Source organism: Paratractidigestivibacter sp., assembly GCF_963660155.1.
Classification (GTDB): Bacteria; Actinomycetota; Coriobacteriia; order Coriobacteriales; family Atopobiaceae; genus Paratractidigestivibacter.
The window spans coordinates 25,975-42,237 of the sequence record NZ_CAVKWG010000040.1 but is presented as its reverse complement, the minus strand read 5'-3'; the positions used below and the strand labels follow the sequence as shown (position 1 = coordinate 42,237).

At 64.2% G+C, this 16,263-nt stretch carries 13 protein-coding genes, 1 tRNA gene and 1 pseudogene; 5 read left to right on the top strand and 10 right to left on the bottom strand.

Annotation, left to right across the window (positions count from 1 at the left end; genetic code table 11):
* Positions 1 to 11: 11 nt before the first annotated feature.
* A pseudogene (locus tag U5709_RS10675) lies at positions 12 to 524 on the top strand (L-lactate permease); the annotation flags it as partial.
* Between the two features lie 28 nt (positions 525 to 552).
* Complete coding sequence (locus tag U5709_RS07595; RefSeq protein ID WP_321972198.1) at positions 553 to 978, top strand: L-lactate permease; 426 nt, start codon at positions 553 to 555, stop codon at positions 976 to 978.
* Here U5709_RS07595 and U5709_RS07590 read toward each other — a convergent pair.
* Complete coding sequence (locus U5709_RS07590; protein ID WP_321972197.1) at positions 975 to 1,280, bottom strand: hypothetical protein; 306 nt, start codon at positions 1,278 to 1,280, stop codon at positions 975 to 977. The genes U5709_RS07595 and U5709_RS07590 overlap by 4 nt on opposite strands.
* 65 nt (positions 1,281 to 1,345) lie before the next feature.
* Positions 1,346 to 1,855: a tRNA adenosine(34) deaminase TadA gene (gene tadA, locus U5709_RS07585; RefSeq protein WP_321972196.1), complete on the bottom strand. Its 510-nt coding sequence runs from the start codon at positions 1,853 to 1,855 to the stop codon at positions 1,346 to 1,348.
* Between the two features lie 113 nt (positions 1,856 to 1,968).
* On the opposite strand from tadA, the gene U5709_RS07580 reads away from it, so the two are divergent.
* A tRNA-Ser gene (locus U5709_RS07580) sits at positions 1,969 to 2,059 on the top strand.
* A 50-nt stretch (positions 2,060 to 2,109) separates the two neighbouring features.
* Complete coding sequence (locus tag U5709_RS07575; RefSeq protein WP_321972195.1) at positions 2,110 to 2,658, top strand: LemA family protein; 549 nt, start codon at positions 2,110 to 2,112, stop codon at positions 2,656 to 2,658.
* Between the two features lie 85 nt (positions 2,659 to 2,743).
* Here U5709_RS07575 and U5709_RS07570 read toward each other — a convergent pair whose 3' ends face one another.
* The 8 genes from U5709_RS07570 to U5709_RS07535 all read right to left on the bottom strand — a co-directional run bounded on the left by U5709_RS07570 (position 2,744) and on the right by U5709_RS07535 (position 14,624).
* Entirely contained in the window at positions 2,744 to 5,806 is a 3,063-nt protein-coding gene (locus U5709_RS07570) for a glycoside hydrolase family 3 N-terminal domain-containing protein (RefSeq protein WP_321972194.1), read from the bottom strand.
* 6 nt (positions 5,807 to 5,812) lie between these two features.
* Complete coding sequence (locus U5709_RS07565) at positions 5,813 to 6,838, bottom strand: PRC-barrel domain containing protein (RefSeq protein ID WP_321973123.1); 1,026 nt, start codon at positions 6,836 to 6,838, stop codon at positions 5,813 to 5,815.
* A 2-nt stretch (positions 6,839 to 6,840) separates the two neighbouring features.
* Positions 6,841 to 7,302, bottom strand: a complete 462-nt coding sequence (locus tag U5709_RS07560) for a YtxH domain-containing protein (protein ID WP_321972192.1) — start codon at positions 7,300 to 7,302, stop codon at positions 6,841 to 6,843.
* A gap of 194 nt (positions 7,303 to 7,496) precedes the next feature.
* Positions 7,497 to 8,021 carry a cyanophycin synthetase family protein gene (locus U5709_RS07555; RefSeq protein ID WP_321972191.1) on the bottom strand — a complete coding sequence of 175 codons (525 nt, stop codon included), beginning with the start codon at positions 8,019 to 8,021 and terminating at the stop codon, positions 7,497 to 7,499.
* A gap of 79 nt (positions 8,022 to 8,100) precedes the next feature.
* Positions 8,101 to 9,447, bottom strand: coding sequence for a hemolysin family protein (locus U5709_RS07550; RefSeq protein ID WP_321972190.1), 1,347 nt, complete (start codon positions 9,445 to 9,447; stop codon positions 8,101 to 8,103).
* Positions 9,448 to 9,793: 346 nt separating this feature from the next.
* Complete coding sequence (locus tag U5709_RS07545; RefSeq protein ID WP_321973122.1) at positions 9,794 to 10,780, bottom strand: DUF559 domain-containing protein; 987 nt, start codon at positions 10,778 to 10,780, stop codon at positions 9,794 to 9,796.
* 91 nt (positions 10,781 to 10,871) lie between these two features.
* Positions 10,872 to 12,947, bottom strand: coding sequence for an elongation factor G (locus U5709_RS07540; protein ID WP_321972188.1), 2,076 nt, complete (start codon positions 12,945 to 12,947; stop codon positions 10,872 to 10,874).
* A gap of 210 nt (positions 12,948 to 13,157) precedes the next feature.
* Complete coding sequence (locus U5709_RS07535) at positions 13,158 to 14,624, bottom strand: radical SAM protein (protein WP_321972187.1); 1,467 nt, start codon at positions 14,622 to 14,624, stop codon at positions 13,158 to 13,160.
* A gap of 432 nt (positions 14,625 to 15,056) precedes the next feature.
* Between U5709_RS07535 and rlmD the strand changes: the two genes are divergently transcribed.
* Entirely contained in the window at positions 15,057 to 16,232 is a 1,176-nt protein-coding gene (rlmD, locus tag U5709_RS07530) for a 23S rRNA (uracil(1939)-C(5))-methyltransferase RlmD (protein ID WP_321972186.1), read from the top strand.
* The last annotated feature ends 31 nt before the right edge of the window (positions 16,233 to 16,263 follow it).

Here is a 16,263-nt window from a genome sequence, read left to right as displayed (position 1 = left end):
TGCCGCACGAAATGACAGGTTTGCGGCGCGGCGTTTTAGATGTGTTAGCGAGCCTCGCCTCCCGTGAGCGGCGTGATAATACCGGTGAGCGCGTGCTCGTGCTGCTCATCGGCTGGTGCTTCGACGCGTTCCTCAAGAGCGTGGCCGGCCTCGGCACCGCCGTGGCCATCCCCGCGAGCATGCTCGTCGCCGTCGGCGTGGCGCCCATGGAACCCATCCTCGCGTGTCCCATCGCCAACTCCATGCCCACCATGTTCGGCTCCATCGGCATCTCGACGACCACCCTGGTCTCCATCACCGGCCTCGACCCGATCCAGAAAGCCACCACCCAGACCATCCAGGCGATTCCCTTCATCGTCGCCTGCCCGATTCTTATGGTCATGCTGGTAGGCTGCGGCCCCAAGGGCCTCAAGGGCGTGCTGCCCATCACCTTGGTCGCCGACATCTCGCTAGCAGCTGCGGAGCTCGTCGGCTCCATGTTCATCTGCCTGAACCTCGCCGTCGTCATCGGCTCGGTCGTCTCACTGGTCGCCGTTCATCCTGATCTTCCTTTTGCTGCTGTTTATCTGCAAGCTCTTTCCACCCATCTACGTGCCGCTCTCGTCCATTTCGACCACGTTGAACATCTACCAGGGCGACCCGTCGGCCACCCTGGCCTTCTCGTGGATCGACACGCCCGGCGTCCTCATCATGATCTGCGGCATCATCGGCGTCGTGATCCAAGGTTGCAGCGTCCGCGAGATGCTCGGCGTACTCAAGGACGCCTGCGTCCAGACGACCAAGACGGTCCTCACCGTGCTCGGCGTGCTGGCCGTCGCGAAGATCATGGGTTACTCCGACATGATCAGCAGCATCGCTGCGTTCTTCGTCGCCGTCGGCGGCGGCTTCTATCCGCTGGTCGCGCCGCTGGTCGACGCCCTCGGCACCTTCGTGGTCGAGTCCGGAACCTCCAGCGAGGTGCTCTTCGGCAACGTCTAGCTCGACGCCGCCCAAACGCTCGGTAAGGATTCGATGTGACTCGTGGCCGCCAACTCGCTCGACACCTCCGCCGACAAGATGATCAGCCCGCAGAACATCGCCATCGGCTGCGCAGCGTGCAGCCCCGTGGCAAAGATGGCGAGACCCTGGGCAAAATCGCCAAATACTCGTTCGGTTTTGCCGCCGTGATGGCCGTTTTGGTCTTCGTCGGGTCCGTGATGCTGGGTTAAACGCAGCGCCTCACATGCTCGGCCGACTTTTCCGGGACTAAAATGGAACCCCTTTGCAGAAAGGGGTTCCATTTCATGCGTTTGCCGAGTTGGCAAACCTCGGCTACTCAGCGGAATTCAATTTAGTCCCGGAAAAGTCAGACTTCCGCATTCTCAGCCGCCGCAGCGGCCTGTTTTGCCGCCTTCGCGGCCCGGCGACGCTCGCGAAAGAAGTCGCGGAGCTGATCGGCGGCCTCGTCGGCAAGAACCCCCGCCTCGACCTCGAACTCGTGGTTGAGCCGCTCGTCGTGGCTCACGTCAAAGAGGGTCCCGAGCGCGCCGCCCTTGGGGTCGGCCGCGCCGAACACACATCGGTCGATGCGCGCGTTCACCATCAGACCCGCGCACATGAGACACGGCTCGAGCGTCACATACACCGTGCAACCGGTGAGCCGCCAGCGCCCGAGCGCCCGCGATGCGGCGACCATCGCCGAGAACTCAGCGTGCGCCGATGGGTCCAGGTCGGTCTCGCGCCGGTTATGAGCGCGGGCCACGACCTCGCCGTTACACACCACAACGGCGCCGATGGGCACCTCACCCTCCTCGGCGGCCGCGGCCGCTTCCTCAAGGGCAAGCCGCATGAACTTCTCGTCAGTCTTGCTGCTCATCGACGACCTCCAGCCGCGGGTCGATTCAAGTCGTTGATTCCTTTCTGCGCAGATGCGAGCACGTGGCCCATTTTACCCGTCGCGTCCGTTAAGATAGAGGGGCTCGCACCCTCGGAGGAGTGGCAGAGTGGTTGAATGCAGCGGTCTTGAAAACCGTCGTGCGGTACCCCCGTACCGAGGGTTCGAATCCCTCCTCCTCCGCCATTTCTTCTTGCGGGCGCCGCGCGCGACCCGCCCGATTCATCGGAGGCATCATGGTTGTCGCGCTCGTCATCATCGCTGTTATCGTCGTCGTTACCGTGGTCGCCATGATCTCGGTGAGCAACGGTATCGTCCGCGCCTCCAACAAGTGCGACACCGCGTGGGCCACCATCGACGCCCAGCTCCAGCGCCGAAACGACCTTATTCCCAACCTAGTCGAGACCGTTAAGGGCTACGCCGCCCACGAATCGGCAACCCTCCAGAGCGTGACCGACGCGCGCGCCGCCGTGGCCAAGGCCGCCTCCCCCGAGGAGAAGATGCAGGCGTCCGCCCGCCTCACCGGCGCCGTCAACAGCCTGCTCGCCGTTGCCGAAAATTACCCCGACCTCAAGGCAAGCGCAAACTTCCAGCAGCTTCAGGCCGAGCTCACCGATACCGAGAACCGCATCAGCTACGCGCGCATGAGCTACAACGACTGCGTGATGATGTACAACAACGCGATCCAGACCTTCCCGGGCAGCCTTGTTGCCGGCGGTCGCGCGCCGCGCCAGGGCTTCTCGGCCGACGCCGACGCCCGCCAGACCCCGAACGTCCAGTTCTAAGCCCCCGCAGCATTGTCCCGTTGCGGACAAGGGGGACGGTCCCTTTGTCCGCAACGGAGCACTTCCCCATGTCCTCAAAGCCGCCTTAAATCAGCGGCCCCTCGTCATCTTCGGCCGCGCGGCCAGTGCGGCGGGCACGCCACTTGCGAGCCAGCCCGACCCCGACAACGCTCAAAGTCACGATGTCGGCCGCTGCCACCCCGAGACGGATCCAGTTGACGCCATTCTTCTTGACATAGAACTCGACGCCCTCGCCGCCCTCGGCAAGAGCAGCCTCGTTGGCCAAGAGGTTCGTCGCACGGGCGTTCAGCCAGGTATACAGGATGTCCTTCGTGGCTCGGCGCAGGTTCGTGTAGTAGCTGATGGCGCGGGTCTCGCTCGACGAGCCGCTCGCGGCCGTCAGCTCATCGCTGGTAAAGCCGTACTTGAAGCTGCCGTTGCCAAAGACGCCGTCCATATACAGGTCGCCGCCGGCGCGCAGTATCTGGTCCGCGTTCATGTACTGCTGGTGGTCGCAGTAGTCGGTGATAACCGTGCCGCAGTAGCTCCACTCGCCGCGCAACACGTCTGTGAGCAGGGCTTTATTGCCGCCTGACCACGTGGCGCCGATGCGGTTGTACGACGACATGAAACCGGTGGCGCCGTTGCGCACCGTAATCTGGAACGGCTTGAGGTAGATCTCGCGCAGGGCCTGCTCCGTCACCCACTCGTAGAGCGAGTCGCGGTAGGTGTCCTGGTTGTTCATCGCCAGGTGCTTGATGAAGCAATAAACGCCCGCGGACTTCGCGCCGCCGACCACCTGCGACACCATGGTTCCCGAAAGCGTCGCGTCCTCGGAAAGGTACTCGTAGTTGCGCCCGCCGAGCGGCGAGCGGTGAATGTTCGTGCTGGGCGCATAGATGCCGTCGACGCCGATGGCCGACGCCTCGCGCCCGAGCTGCCGGCCATACTCGTAGGCAAGGCCCGCGTTCCAGGTCTGCGCGAGCACGGTGCCGTCGGGGTACCCGACACCCATCTTGAGCTGGTTAAACGAGCCGACCTGCGAAGGTCCGTCGACCTCCTTGGTCGCCGGCTTGCCAACGGAATCGATTGCCTTGGTCTGAATGTAGCCGTGCAGTACGATGTCTTCCATGTCGGCAAGCGAGATGGCGTCGAGCACCGTTTCCCAGCGCTCATCATAGAAATCGAGGCCGAGCTCGCGGCCGAGCGAGGTCAGCGAGCCGTCTCGGGAAAGCTCAACGCCACCGCCGAGCCCCAGGCCCTTGCCCTCAACGTACACCCCGGTGCCGACCAGCTCCGCATACTCCGCGGCATCGGCCTCTACCTGCGCTTCATTGAATAGGTTGATGCTCGAGATGCTGTCGGACATCTCGCGATCGGGGTCGCATTTCTTGGGGAAGGTACCGGCAAAATCCGCGCGCGTAAGCCACGTGATGTCGGCGCCAGAGTCCGACCCGTCGATGGACACGCCGTCGCGCGCCGCGTCGCCCGTGAATCGGTTCTCGACCGTGTTGCCGGAAACAAGGTCCTGCTCGCACTCAACCGTGCGAGGTAGCATATACGTTGTCGAAGCACCCTCGCAGTCCGCGACCTCGTGCGCGTTGCGCTTGAGCTCGACGGTATACCTGCCGCGCTCCAACTCATAACCGCTAAACCCGTTGCCGTTCGCGTCGTTGTAGTCGTAGCTCGCCACGTCGTCCAGCGTAAAACTCACCGTGACGTCCTGGCTCTCGCCAGGCTCGAGCTGGCCCGTCTTTGCGTACGCGACGAGCACCGTCGAGGACTTCTCGATGCCGCCCGACGTGTACGGCGGCGTGCAATAGAGCTCGACGACGTCGCGGCCGGCCGCGCTGCCGGTGTTTGTCACGCGCACGGTCAGGGAGATCTCGGAGTCGCGCGAGACGGTGCGGGCCTTGGTCTTGTCGACGACCTCCCAGCTAAACGTCGTGTACGAGAGACCGTACCCGAACGGGTACTGCACCACGGCGTCGTACCCCGTGCCGTGCGCGTTGCTCGCGGTGTCCCAGAAGCCCTCGATGTCGGCCGTCTCGTACCAGCGATACCCGACGTAGATGCCCTCGACGTAATCGACGAAACGCGCCGAGTCGTAGTTCTCGTCGGCGCCGACGTTGGGGTTCTTCGTGCCGTCGGCCGGGTAGAGGCCCCTGCTGTTCGTGTAGGCCCCTTCACCCATAGCGCCGGAGTTTGCCCAGCTCGCGGCCGTTGAAAAGTCGTAGGCGTAGGTGTCGGTCGTGCGGCCGGAAGGGTTGACGTCGCCCCAAATCGCCTTGACCACGGCGGTCGCGCCGGCCTCGCCGGTAGCGCCCGCGAGCATGACGGAATCGATGCCGGGGATAGTCTCTACCTCGCCGAGCTCCATCGTGTTCGTCGAGTTGACCACCACGCACACACGCTCGTAGTGAGAACCGACATAGCGCAAAAGCGCCTCTTCCTCGGCAGAAAGCTCCAGATAGGTACGGGTAACGTCGACTGTGACCTCGCCGCCGCGAGCGTTTACCTTGTACTGCGTGGTGGGGCAGTCGATGCTCTCGCCGGCCACGCGCCCGATGACGACGATGGCCGTGTCGGAGTACTTCCGCGCCTTGTCGAGAAGCTCCTGGCTGTAGCAGTCCTTATCGTAGATGCTCGGCTCGTAAAGGCGGCAATACTCAGCGGAGTGGCTGTTCAGCGTGCCAGATCCTTTGTACGCACGCTCGCCATAAAAGCCCTGGTACATGCCGGTAAGGTCGCTGTTGTACTCGATGCCGGCGTCTTGGAGCGCGCCCAAGAGGTCCTTGGTCTGGCCGCTCACCTGGCCCGAGCCCGAGCCGCCCGCGACCCACTGCGTCGACGCCCAGCCAAAGACGTTGACCTTGTTCGTCGTCTTTGGGAGCGGCAACGTCTGGTTCTCGTTGCGCACGAGGACGAGCCCCTCCGCCTCGATGCGCTCGGAAAGCGAGCGACCGTCGTCCATAACGGCGCTCTTTTCCTCGTCGGAAATTTCGACCTCGTCGAGGCCTAGGTAAGAATCGATGGTATCGCCGAAGAGCGCCAAGCCGACGTTCGCCGCGGCCACGATTGCAAGCGCCAAGGCAGCGCCCGTGTAACCAGCGGCTTTAAGGATGCGGTGCTTCGTCGTAGCTTTCATGGGAGGCTACTTGCTCGCCTTTTCGAACTCGTCCTTAAAGGAAGAGAACATTTTACCCATGCGGCCGATCTGCTTGCCGGCCGCCTTGACGGCCGAGGCGCTGGCGGATTTGGCGGCGGGCTTCTTGGCAGGGGTCGCCTTGGCGGACGCCTTCTTGGCAGGGGCCGCCACCTTGGCGGGCTCGGTAGGCTTGGGCGCGAAGACCTTGGGCTCCTCGTTCGCAGCCTCGTCCTTAGCCGCGCGGAGCTTCTCGACCGGCTCGCTCACCCGGACGTCGGCCGCGGCGATGGCCGGGGTCGTTGAGGGCGCAGCGTCCTCTTCGTCGCTCGTCGCGTCCTCGATGGCTCGCTTGGCCTTGCCGAGCATACGCCCGAAGGCATAGGACCCCTTGTCGATGGCCTCGCCCGCTGCCTTGCCCGCCTTCTGCGCGGCCTCGGCGCCCTTGACCTTCGCTGCGGCATAACTCTCGCCCGCCTTAGCGGCCACGCCGCCATCGAGCTCCAGGTCAGCGGCCGCGTTATCGACCACCATGTAGCCCTTGGAATAGCCGCGCACCATGGTCGCGGGAATCTCGAAGCTGCCGACGATGGCGCGCGCGACGCCGCCGTCGCCCACATAAAACTTGCTCACGGCCCCGGTCTTAAGGTCAAACTCGGCATCCGAGACGTAGCCGAGATTCTTGCCGCCGGCGGTCTTGGCGTCCATGCCGGCCCACATCACGCAGGTGTCCCAATCGTGGGCCATGCGCTCCCGGGCGGCGTCGTCCAGGCCATCCTCGCGGGTCACCAGCAGCGTGCCGTCCTCGTGCAGCTTGAACGAGTCGGTGGCAAGAAACGCATCAGCGCGCTTGACCATGCCCGCGATGTCGGGACGGCGCACGATAAAGCCAACGACCTCCCGGCCGTCCGGCGAGAAGACCGCCATGCTTACCTTGCCCAGGCGCGAGAGCTTTACTTCGCCCGAGACATCCTTCTTGCGGCTCTTCTTGGGAACGTAGACCTTGCGGCCGTAGAGGTCGTTGACTTTGAGCAAAACTAGGCCTCGGTCTCAGACTCGGGCTCTGCCTCGGGCTCTACGACCTCGACGTGAACGGCCTCGGCGGGAGCGGAGCCCTGCTCGGCGGCGGCGTCGGCCATGGAGACGACCTTGTCGGTAACCTCGCTCACGGCATCACTGACCTGCGCGGAGGTCTGGGCAACGACGTCGGAGAGGGAGTCGCGGAGCTGGTCCATGCGCTCGCGGGCGGCATCGACCTTGGCGCGGAGCTCGTCAGTCTTGGCGTCAACGCTCGGGCGAACACCGGCGACCTGCTCCTCAACGGCCTGGCCGGCGCGCTCGTAGGTGTCGACGGCGGAATCCCAGGCGTCGTTCATGGCATCGGCGGCCATGGCGCGGGACTCGGCGCCGGAGCGCGGAGCGACCAGGATGCCGGCGACAACGCCAGCAGCGGCGCCAACGATGCTGCCAAGGATAAAGCCGGTGGTCTTCTTGCTCATGGGGTCCTCCAAAATGGTTCGCTATTTGGTTAGTACACTAGGTACCTCTTACCCAATGACGCGCTGGTCAAGGCAATAGATACCGAATTTGAATTTACCGGAGGAGACGCGGGAAGGGCACGGACGCCACGCCCTAGTCGTCGGTGGCAGGCTCGAACACAGACTCGGGCTCCACGACAACGGCAACCGCAGCCTCAACAGACTCCGGACGGACCGCCGATAATCTCGTCCTCGTCTCGCTCCTCCACCTCAGGCAGACTCTGCAGCAGGCTCGCAAGGCCGAACGCGATGGCGTCCACGTCGGGCTGAGGGTCTCCGCCGCCCGAGAACGCCCACTGCATGATCCACACGGCAGACGAGAGCGAGCCAACAACGAGCACGTCGTCGACACACTTAAACGTTAGTTGATACGTGCGCTCGCCCACCTCGGTGGTCTGCCCGCATGAGATGTCGCCCGCCACGTCGGTCCTGGCAAGAAGCTCGACGGTCACGTGCTCGAGCAGGTGCGCAAGCTCGGTGGCACCCATGACCTCGCCGAAATTGCCGGACTCGTCGCCCAAACACACGTGGTCGCGAAGCTCGGGCATGACCTGCCACACGCGCGTGGTGCCCTCGAGGTCCTCGTTCGTCATGACGGGCGCGGAGGACGCAAGCTCGACGACCGCGTCGAGGTTCTTCGGGCCGACAGTGACCTTTTTAATCTCAAACAACTGAGCCATAGCGGCCCCTCTCATTCCTGCCCGCGGCTGCGGGCGTCACGCAAGTTCTATTATTGTAGTCAACGCACGTGTGCGCGGCCTATTCCTTCTCGGCAGCCGTTCCTTTATTGCCATCAGTCGAGTCCTCCGCGGTGTTGACCTCGGGCTCGGGCGCCGTGACGCGCAGCAGGCTCACGCGGCGGCCGCGCATGGACTGCACGCGGAAACGATAGCCGTCCTTCTCGTACAGGTCGCCGGGGTGCGGGACCTTGTCGGCAAGCTCGAGCACGTAGCCGGCGATGGTCTCATACTCCTCGCTGTCCTCCACGGGCCAGCCGAGCTCGATGGCGTCGTCCAGCGAATAACGGCCATCTACCAGCCATTCGTTGTCGGAGAGCTTGGTCAGGTACTTGTTGTCGGGGTCGAACTCGTCCTCAATCTCGCCCACAATCTCCTCGACGATATCCTCCAAGGTAAGGACGCCGGCGGTGCCGCCGTACTCGTCGACCACAATGACCATCTGATCGTGGCTGGTCTGCATCTCAGAGAGCAGCGGAATGATGTCCTTGGTGTCGGGGATAAAGTTGGCCTCGCGGACGTAGTCGGCGATAGCCGCGCCACCCTTGCCGCCGTCGATGATGGGGCTAATGATGTCCTTGATGTGGGCGATGCCGATGACGCGGTCAACGGAGCCGTGGTAGACGGGCACGCGCGAGAAGCCGGTGCGGCGCATGAGGCCCAGCACCTCGTTGAGGTTCTTGGTGTCCTCGACGCAGGTCATGTCGACGCGCGGAATCATGACCTCGCGGGCGATAGTGTCGCCTAGGTCGATGACCTCGTGGATCATCGACTTCTCCTCCTCGGAAAGTTCGTCAGAGTCGGTGACCATATATTTGAGCTCTTCTTCCGAGACCTCCTGGCGGTCGTCGGCGGACTTGATGCCGAGGAGCGCAGCCAGGGCACTGGCGGACTTGGAGGTCAGCCAGACGAGTGGAGTCGCGATGTGCATGAAGCCGCGGATCGGGCCGGCGACGGTCTTGGCCACGGACTCGGCGTTGGCGAGGGCCAGGCGCTTGGGCACGAGCTCGCCGATGACGGTGGAGAAATAGGCGACGATCAGCGTGATGGCGACGACGGCGACGGTTCCGGCGAGGCCCGCGGGCATGCCGAGCCCGGTGAGCCAGCTGGCCAGCGGGTCGGAAAGGCTCGTGGCGGCAAACGCGGAGGACGCGAAGCCCACGAGCGTGATGGCAACCTGGATGGTGGCGAGGAACTGATCGGAATCGGACGAGAGGTCGAGGGCCGCCTGGGCGCGCTTGTCGCCCTCCTCGGCCTCAGGCTCCAAAATAGCCCGCTTTGCGGTGGTCACCGCCATCTCAGAAGCGGAAAAGAAGCCGTTTACCAGCGTAAGTACAAAGGTGACAATGATGCTAATGGCTACGTCCATGCGCTTTTGCGCGACCTCCTCGGGTCGTTGGTCAGAATCGGCGCGCGAGGTAGACGTTGGACCCCGCGGCATAAACTGTTATTCTAGCAGGTCACGTCCCGCGGCTTGTTTCATACCAGTTGCACTAGCGTCAGCTCTCCCGCAGGGCTACGCGTCTGAAAAACTGCAAGGTTTTGCCGCTCGTGCGACGTTTGCGCATACCTGCTGCAAGGTTTTGCCGCTCGTGCGACGTATATTCGACCCCAAGACGGCTTTGCAGCCACAAAATCCCAGTTGATTCTTGGCTAAAACGCCGTAGGGAACGGAAAGCGCGTCGCACGAGCGGCAAAACCTTGCAACGACTTATCTAAAACGTCGCACGAGAGCCCAAACCATGCACGACTCGGTACCGCAGATCCTCCTGGGCCTTAAGAACCGCGCTGCTTGGCTGGCTACGCCGAACCTTAAGCGACCGTTGAAGGTCGTCCATGAACAACGCGAGCTTCGTGCAGCTGCGAAGCACCTCATTGGTCATAACGAACACCCGGTAGCCCATGCTCTCGAGGACGCGGCGGCGAGCCTCGTCGTGCTCCTTCTCGAGCGGGGTCAGGTGATGCTCGTTGCTGTCGTACTCCAGGGTCACTTTCTTGTCCGACCAGAGGAAGTCGGGGCGAATCACCTTCTGTCCAAGGGCGCCTTGCTGCGACTTAGGCACCTTTACCTCGGCGTTCATCAGAAAACCTCGCAGGTCGTACCCTCCCTTTCGCCTGCCGAGGCTCAACATGACCGCGATTTCCGTCTCCCTCGGGGAGTTCGACCCCTCGGCCACGAGCTTGAGCGCCTCGGCAGCGCGCGCGGCCCCGCGGACCCCGAGGGCCCTCGCCGAGGTCGCATAAGCGGCGAGCTCCCCAACCGAAGTGAACGGCGCCAAATTCTGCACCACCTCGTAACCTGCGGTCGACGGGAGCCCATAGCTCCCGCAAAGCTCGTAGGCGATCGCGGCCAGCTCAACCTCATCCAGCTTCGAGGCGAGCTGAACGAACATCGGCGCCGGCAAGCACACCGACGCGTCGTAGCCAATCCTGCTGAGCTGCCCGGCGAGCGGCCCCGCCCATACGCAATCGTGCAGGTATTTGCAGTTATGGCGCTTCTCTCGCCTATCGACAACGACGTCGAGCGGCGTGCCCGAGCCGCACTCCTCCACAACTCGCAGGACCCGCTCCGAAAGCGTGAGGTACCCAACCCCATAGGCCTTTCCGTGAGGTCCCAAGTCTGGCACCACCTGCGCGGCGCGGGCGTTTCGCCAGTAGTCGAGCGCCGAGGCGTAACCAACGATGAGTTCCGTATCATTCATTTTCATCCCCTTCCTCAAGGTGAGAAGAAGCGCCGGCACCCTGCGCGGGCGTCGGCGCTTCCAGTTTGCGTTGCGGGCCGTGCCCGCGGAGTTACTTCTCGCCGGCGGCGCGGCGGGCGGCGTACTCGGCTGCGAGCTTCTGCTGGATGTCGTGCGGGACCTGCTCATAGCCGCTCATCTCGAGCGTGAACTCGCCGGTGCCGCGCGACAGCGAGCGCAGGCGCGTTGCGTAGTCGGTGACCTCGGCATACGGAATAGTCGCCGTAACGGTCGTCTGACCAGCGGTAACGCCGTCGCCGGCCTCCATGCCCTCGACGCGGCCGCGACTCGCGGAGACGTCGCCCATCACAGAGCCGGCGTAGCTGTCAGGCACGGTGATGCGCAGGTGCGCCATTGGCTCGAGCAGGACGGGCTCGGCCTGGTCGACAGCCTTCTGGAAGCCGATGCGGGCAGCCGTCTTGAAGGCCATCTCGTTGGAATCGACCGGGTGATAGGAGCCCTCGTACACGGCGACCTTCACGTCGATCATCGGGAAGCCGGCGAGCACACCGTCCTTCATGGTCTCCTGGACGCCCTTGTCGATGGCGGGGATGAAGCCGCGCGGGATGTGGCCGCCGACGACCTCGTCAACGAACTCGTAGCCGGCGCCCGGGTTCGGCTCGATGCGCAGCCAGCAGTCGCCGTACTGGCCGGCGCCGCCGGTCTGCTTCTTGTGGCGGCCCTGGGCGGAGGCGACGCGGCGGATGGTCTCGCGATACGGAATCTTGAGCGCCACGGTGTGCGCCGTCACGCCCGCGCGGTCCTCGAGACGGTCGAGCAGCACGCTGACCTGCGCCTCGCCGATAGCGGAGATGACGGTCTGGCCGGTATCCTCGTCGCGCTCGACCTTAAGGGTCGGGTCGGCATCGGCGGACTTCTCGAGGAAGGCGTAGAGCTTGCCCTCGGTGCCGCGCGAGTCCGGCTCGATAGCGATGCGGTAGAGCGAGTTGGGGAAGCGGAACGCGGCGGCCTCGACCTTGCCGGTCACCGAGAGAGTGTCGCCGGTCTGCACCTCGAGCTTGGGCGCGACCACGATATCGCCAGCGGCAGCGGACTTGACCTCGGTCGTCTCCTTGCCGCACATGAGGTAAAGGTGGCCCAGGCGCTCGGACTTGCGCGTGCGGGCGTTGGTGAGCTCGGTGCCGGGGGCAACGGTGCCGGCGAGCACCTTGAGGAAGCTGAGGCGGCCGTTCTGCGGGTCATTCAGCGACTTAAAGGCAAAGGCGACGGGGCGGTCGTCGTCGGGCGAGATGTCGAGCTGCTCGCCGTTGACCAGCGGGATGCGGCCGAAGTCGGCCATGGTCGGAAACCAGCCCACGACAGCGTCCATGAACGAGATGACACCCTCCTCGCGCACGCAACTGCCGGTGAACACGGGCACAAATACACGCTCTACCAGCGCCTTGGCAAGAAGCCCCTCGAGCTCGTCCTGGGTGATCTCCTCGCCCTCGAGGTACTTCATCATGATCTCGTCGTCGGCCTCGGCCACGAGGTCGGTAAGGGTGGCGCGGGCGTCCTCGGCGGCCGCGGCGTAGGCCTCGGGCACGTCGGTGACCACGGGCTTGCCGTCCTCGAGGTGGCGCGCCTTCATGTGGACGACGTCGATGATGCCCTCGAAGGCGTCGCCGGAGCCCATGGGGATGGTGACGGCGGCGAGCTTATTGCCGAAGCGCTCCTGCAGCGTGGCGAAGGCCAGGTCGTAGTCGGCGTCGGCGCGGTCGATGCGGTTAATAAAGACGGAACGGGCGAGCGAGAGGTCCTCGGCCGCGTACCACAGGCGGGTGGTCACGGTGCCGGGGCCGCTCGCGGCGTCGACCACGAAGACCGCGGTCTCGCACGCGGACATCGCGGCGTACGCGTCGCCGACGAAGTCCGGGTAGCACGGGGCGTCAAGGACATTGATGCGGGTGCCCTCCCACTCGACGGGCGCGATCGCCGTGGAGATGGAGAATCCGCGCTCGCCTTCCTCGCCGTCGTAATCCAGCGTGGGCTTGGTGCCCGCGTGGCCTCCCAGACGGGTGGTGCGGCCCGTCAGGTGGAGCATGGCCTCGGCGAGCATAGTCTTGCCCACGCCGCCTTGGCCCACCAGGACCACATTCTTCACGCTCTCAGGTGCTTTTGCTGCCATGATGCCTCCTTCGTCGGAGTGTTTCGCGTGATGCAACGCACATTGCAGCAAACGATACCCACGTCGAGGGGGTCGCTGCGCGGGCTTTCGGGCAGCGCGGCAACGAGTGCGGTAAACGTAATGCGGGCCCGCCGCGCACTGCAGCGAGCCCGCACCTGACCTGCGGTTTATTGCGAGTGGACAAAGGGACAGTCCCTTTGTCCACGATCGCTACTCGGCGTCCTCGGCGGCAGCGGTGTCGGCCGCGGCGATGAGCTTGGCCTTCTCGGCGACGGTGTAGTTGGACACTTCGTCCTCGTAGACCTTCTTGCCGGTGGGGTGTTGCTCGAGCCAAAGCTCCTCGGCGCGCTGCTCCCAGCTCTTGGCGTAGACGGAGGTGCGGGCGCACAGGTCGTCGACGGACTCCGGGGTCACGTACTCGGTGCACTTGGCGTCGGCCTCGTGAACGATCTCGGGCAGGACCTCAGGATTCTCGAGCATCGGGCAGGGCTTGAGCATGTTGTCGTTCCACGGGTAGTGGCGACGGTAGGCCTGGAAGATCGGCTGCTTGAGGCACTCGAGCAGCGACTGCTCCTTGATGTTGGCGTTGGAGTAGTGGATAAAGACGCAGGGCTCCACGTCGCCGCGGGCGTTGACGTGGCAATAAACGCGGCCGCCGGCGATGCAGCCGCCGACGTACTCGCCGTCGTTCTGGAAGTCCATGGCAAAGATCGGCTTGCCGCCGGTCACGCCGCGGATCTCGCGAATGCGGTGCAGCATGTACTCGCGCTGCTCGACGGTGGGGCACAGGTCGACCGAGGCGCCCTCGCCCACAGGCATGTAGTGGAAGTACCAGGCCCAGCGGCAGCCCTTCTCGATGATCTTGTCGAAGTACTCGTCGGAGCTGACCATCTCGGTGTTGGCGCGGGTGTAGGCCGTGGAGGTGCCGTAGAGCAGGCCGTACTTGTGCATGAGGTCGAAGGCGGCCATGACCTCCTGGTAGGAGCCGGCGCCGCGGCGGCCGTCGTTGGAGTCTTCGGTGCCCTCGAGGCTAACGGAGAAGACGATGTTGCCGAGGCGCTGGACCTCCTGACAGAAGGCGTCGTCAACCAGCGAGGCATTGGTGAAGATATTGAACAGGCAGTCGTTGTGGACCTCGGCCAGGCGCAGGACGTCGCGCTTGCGGACGAGGGGCTCGCCTCCGGTCAACATGAAGAAGTGGCAGCCCAGGTCGGAGGCCTCGGTGACCAGTCGGTCCATGTCCTCGTAGGTGAGGTTCAGGCTGTTGCCGTAGTCGGCCGCCCAGCAGCCGACGCACTTCTTGTTGCAGGCACTTGTGGGATCAAACAGGATGATCCATGGGATGTTGCACTGCTCCTTCTCGGCGTTGGCGGTGGTGTTGCGCAGGCCGCGGAAGGCGGACTCGTAGCCGCCGTTGAGCACAGCGGTCTTGAGCACGTTGTGGTCGGTGTTGTCGATGACGTCGAAGAGCCACTGCTCCCACTTGGAGCCGGGGTACAGGCCGTTTCGGATACCGCGGATGGCGCCGGGGGCGGTGTCCTTCAGCAGCTTGCCGGCCATATCGACGAGCTTATCGAGTTTCTGCTCGCGGTCCGGGCCGCTCGCGGTCTTGATGATCTGGTCCAAAGCGACGCTGAACGCCTTGCGCTCCGCCGCGTGCGCGATCTTGGATTGCATCCTGTGTTTCCTCTCCTAATGGTTCCTTCGAGCTCCCAACGCTCAAAAGATTACTCACAGCCCATCGAAATCAAAACAACACGGACAGGCCTCTGTGTCGGCTTCGGTAAGCTGCAGGCTTTCAAGCCGCAAAGGTGCAACTCCTAGCGACATTCTTGAGCACATTTCAAATTTCGGACATAATGGTACCCACTATTTCAAATGCTAGTCGCAAATTTTTTGACTTGGGTTCAGTAAAAATGCAAAAGGATGGGCCTGAGCCGCGAACGGCAGACTCAGGGAGACGCCGCTCGCGCTTCCGCGCAGCCGTTCCACGGCCGGCGGGCTGCGCTCAGCGCACCGTCTCAGGTTAACCATCACGGTTGCCGCGACAGACCCTCACGTATCCCCTCGTGTATCCTGAATAGGACACGTTCTACGGAGGGCGCACGGATGGGATACCGCACATACACATGCCAGATCGCACGCGATTGCGGAGGCTGCGAGTGGCTCTCGGTCCCCTACCCTATCCAGCTGCGACGCAAGCAGGAAGAGATCGCCGAGCTTCTCACCCAGATGGTTGAAGCCGACGGCGGCGAGCTGCGCGGCATCGTCGGCATGGAGGGCGAGCCACTCGCGTATCGCCACAAGGCGGCGACACCCTACGCGCACGCGGGCCACGGGCGGATCGTGTGCGGCTTCTACGCGCGCGGCACGCATCAAATCGTCCGTTGCAAAGAATGCCTGGTAGAGGACCCGCGGGCCCGTAAGATCCTCAACGCCGTGGGCCGCGTGGCCGAGCTCCAGCACATCCCCGCCTACAACGAGGACAAGGGGATCGGCGTGCTGCGCCACGCCATCGTGCGCTGCGGGTACGCCACCGACGATGTGCTTCTCACCGTGGTGACCAACGTGCCGCAGATCCGCAAGCAGCAGGACTTCGTGGACGCCGTCGTCGCGGCGGCGCCCGAGGTCACGAGCATCGTGCAGAACGTGAACACGCGCCGGACCAACGCCATCCTCGGCTTTAGGAGCAACACCCTCTACGGCGAGGGCGTCATGCACGACAAGCTGCTCGGTTGCACCTTCGAGATCGGCCCCACGAGCTTTTACCAGACGAATCCCGCGCAGACCGAGGTGCTCTACCGCATCGCCATCGAGGGCGGCAACCTGGAGCCCGGGATGCGCGTGCTCGATGCCTACTGCGGCTGCGGCACCATCGGCATCTGTGCGGCCTCGGCAATAAACGAGCTGCAGGTCGTAGGCGTCGAGCGCGTAGAGGGTGCCGTTAAGTCGGCGGCAAGAAACGCCGCGGCGAACGGACTTGCGGACCGCTGCCGCTTCGTCGCGGCCGACGCCACGGAGTGGATGGCGCGCGAGGACCGCGAGCTCGGCTTCGATGTCGTGCTCATGGACCCGCCGCGCGCGGGCTCCACCGAGGAGTTTCTTGCCGGCGTGGCTGCGCTTGCGCCCAAGCGCGTGGTCTACGTGAGCTGCAATATCCAGACGCAAGCCCGCGACCTGGAATTTATTCGCAAGAAGGGCTACCGCGTGGAGTCGCTCACGCCGGTTGACATGTTCCCGCACACCAAACACGTCGAATCCGTGGCGGTGCTCGCGCGTCGTTAACAGCCCCCCCGCAAGGTTTTGCCGCTCGTGC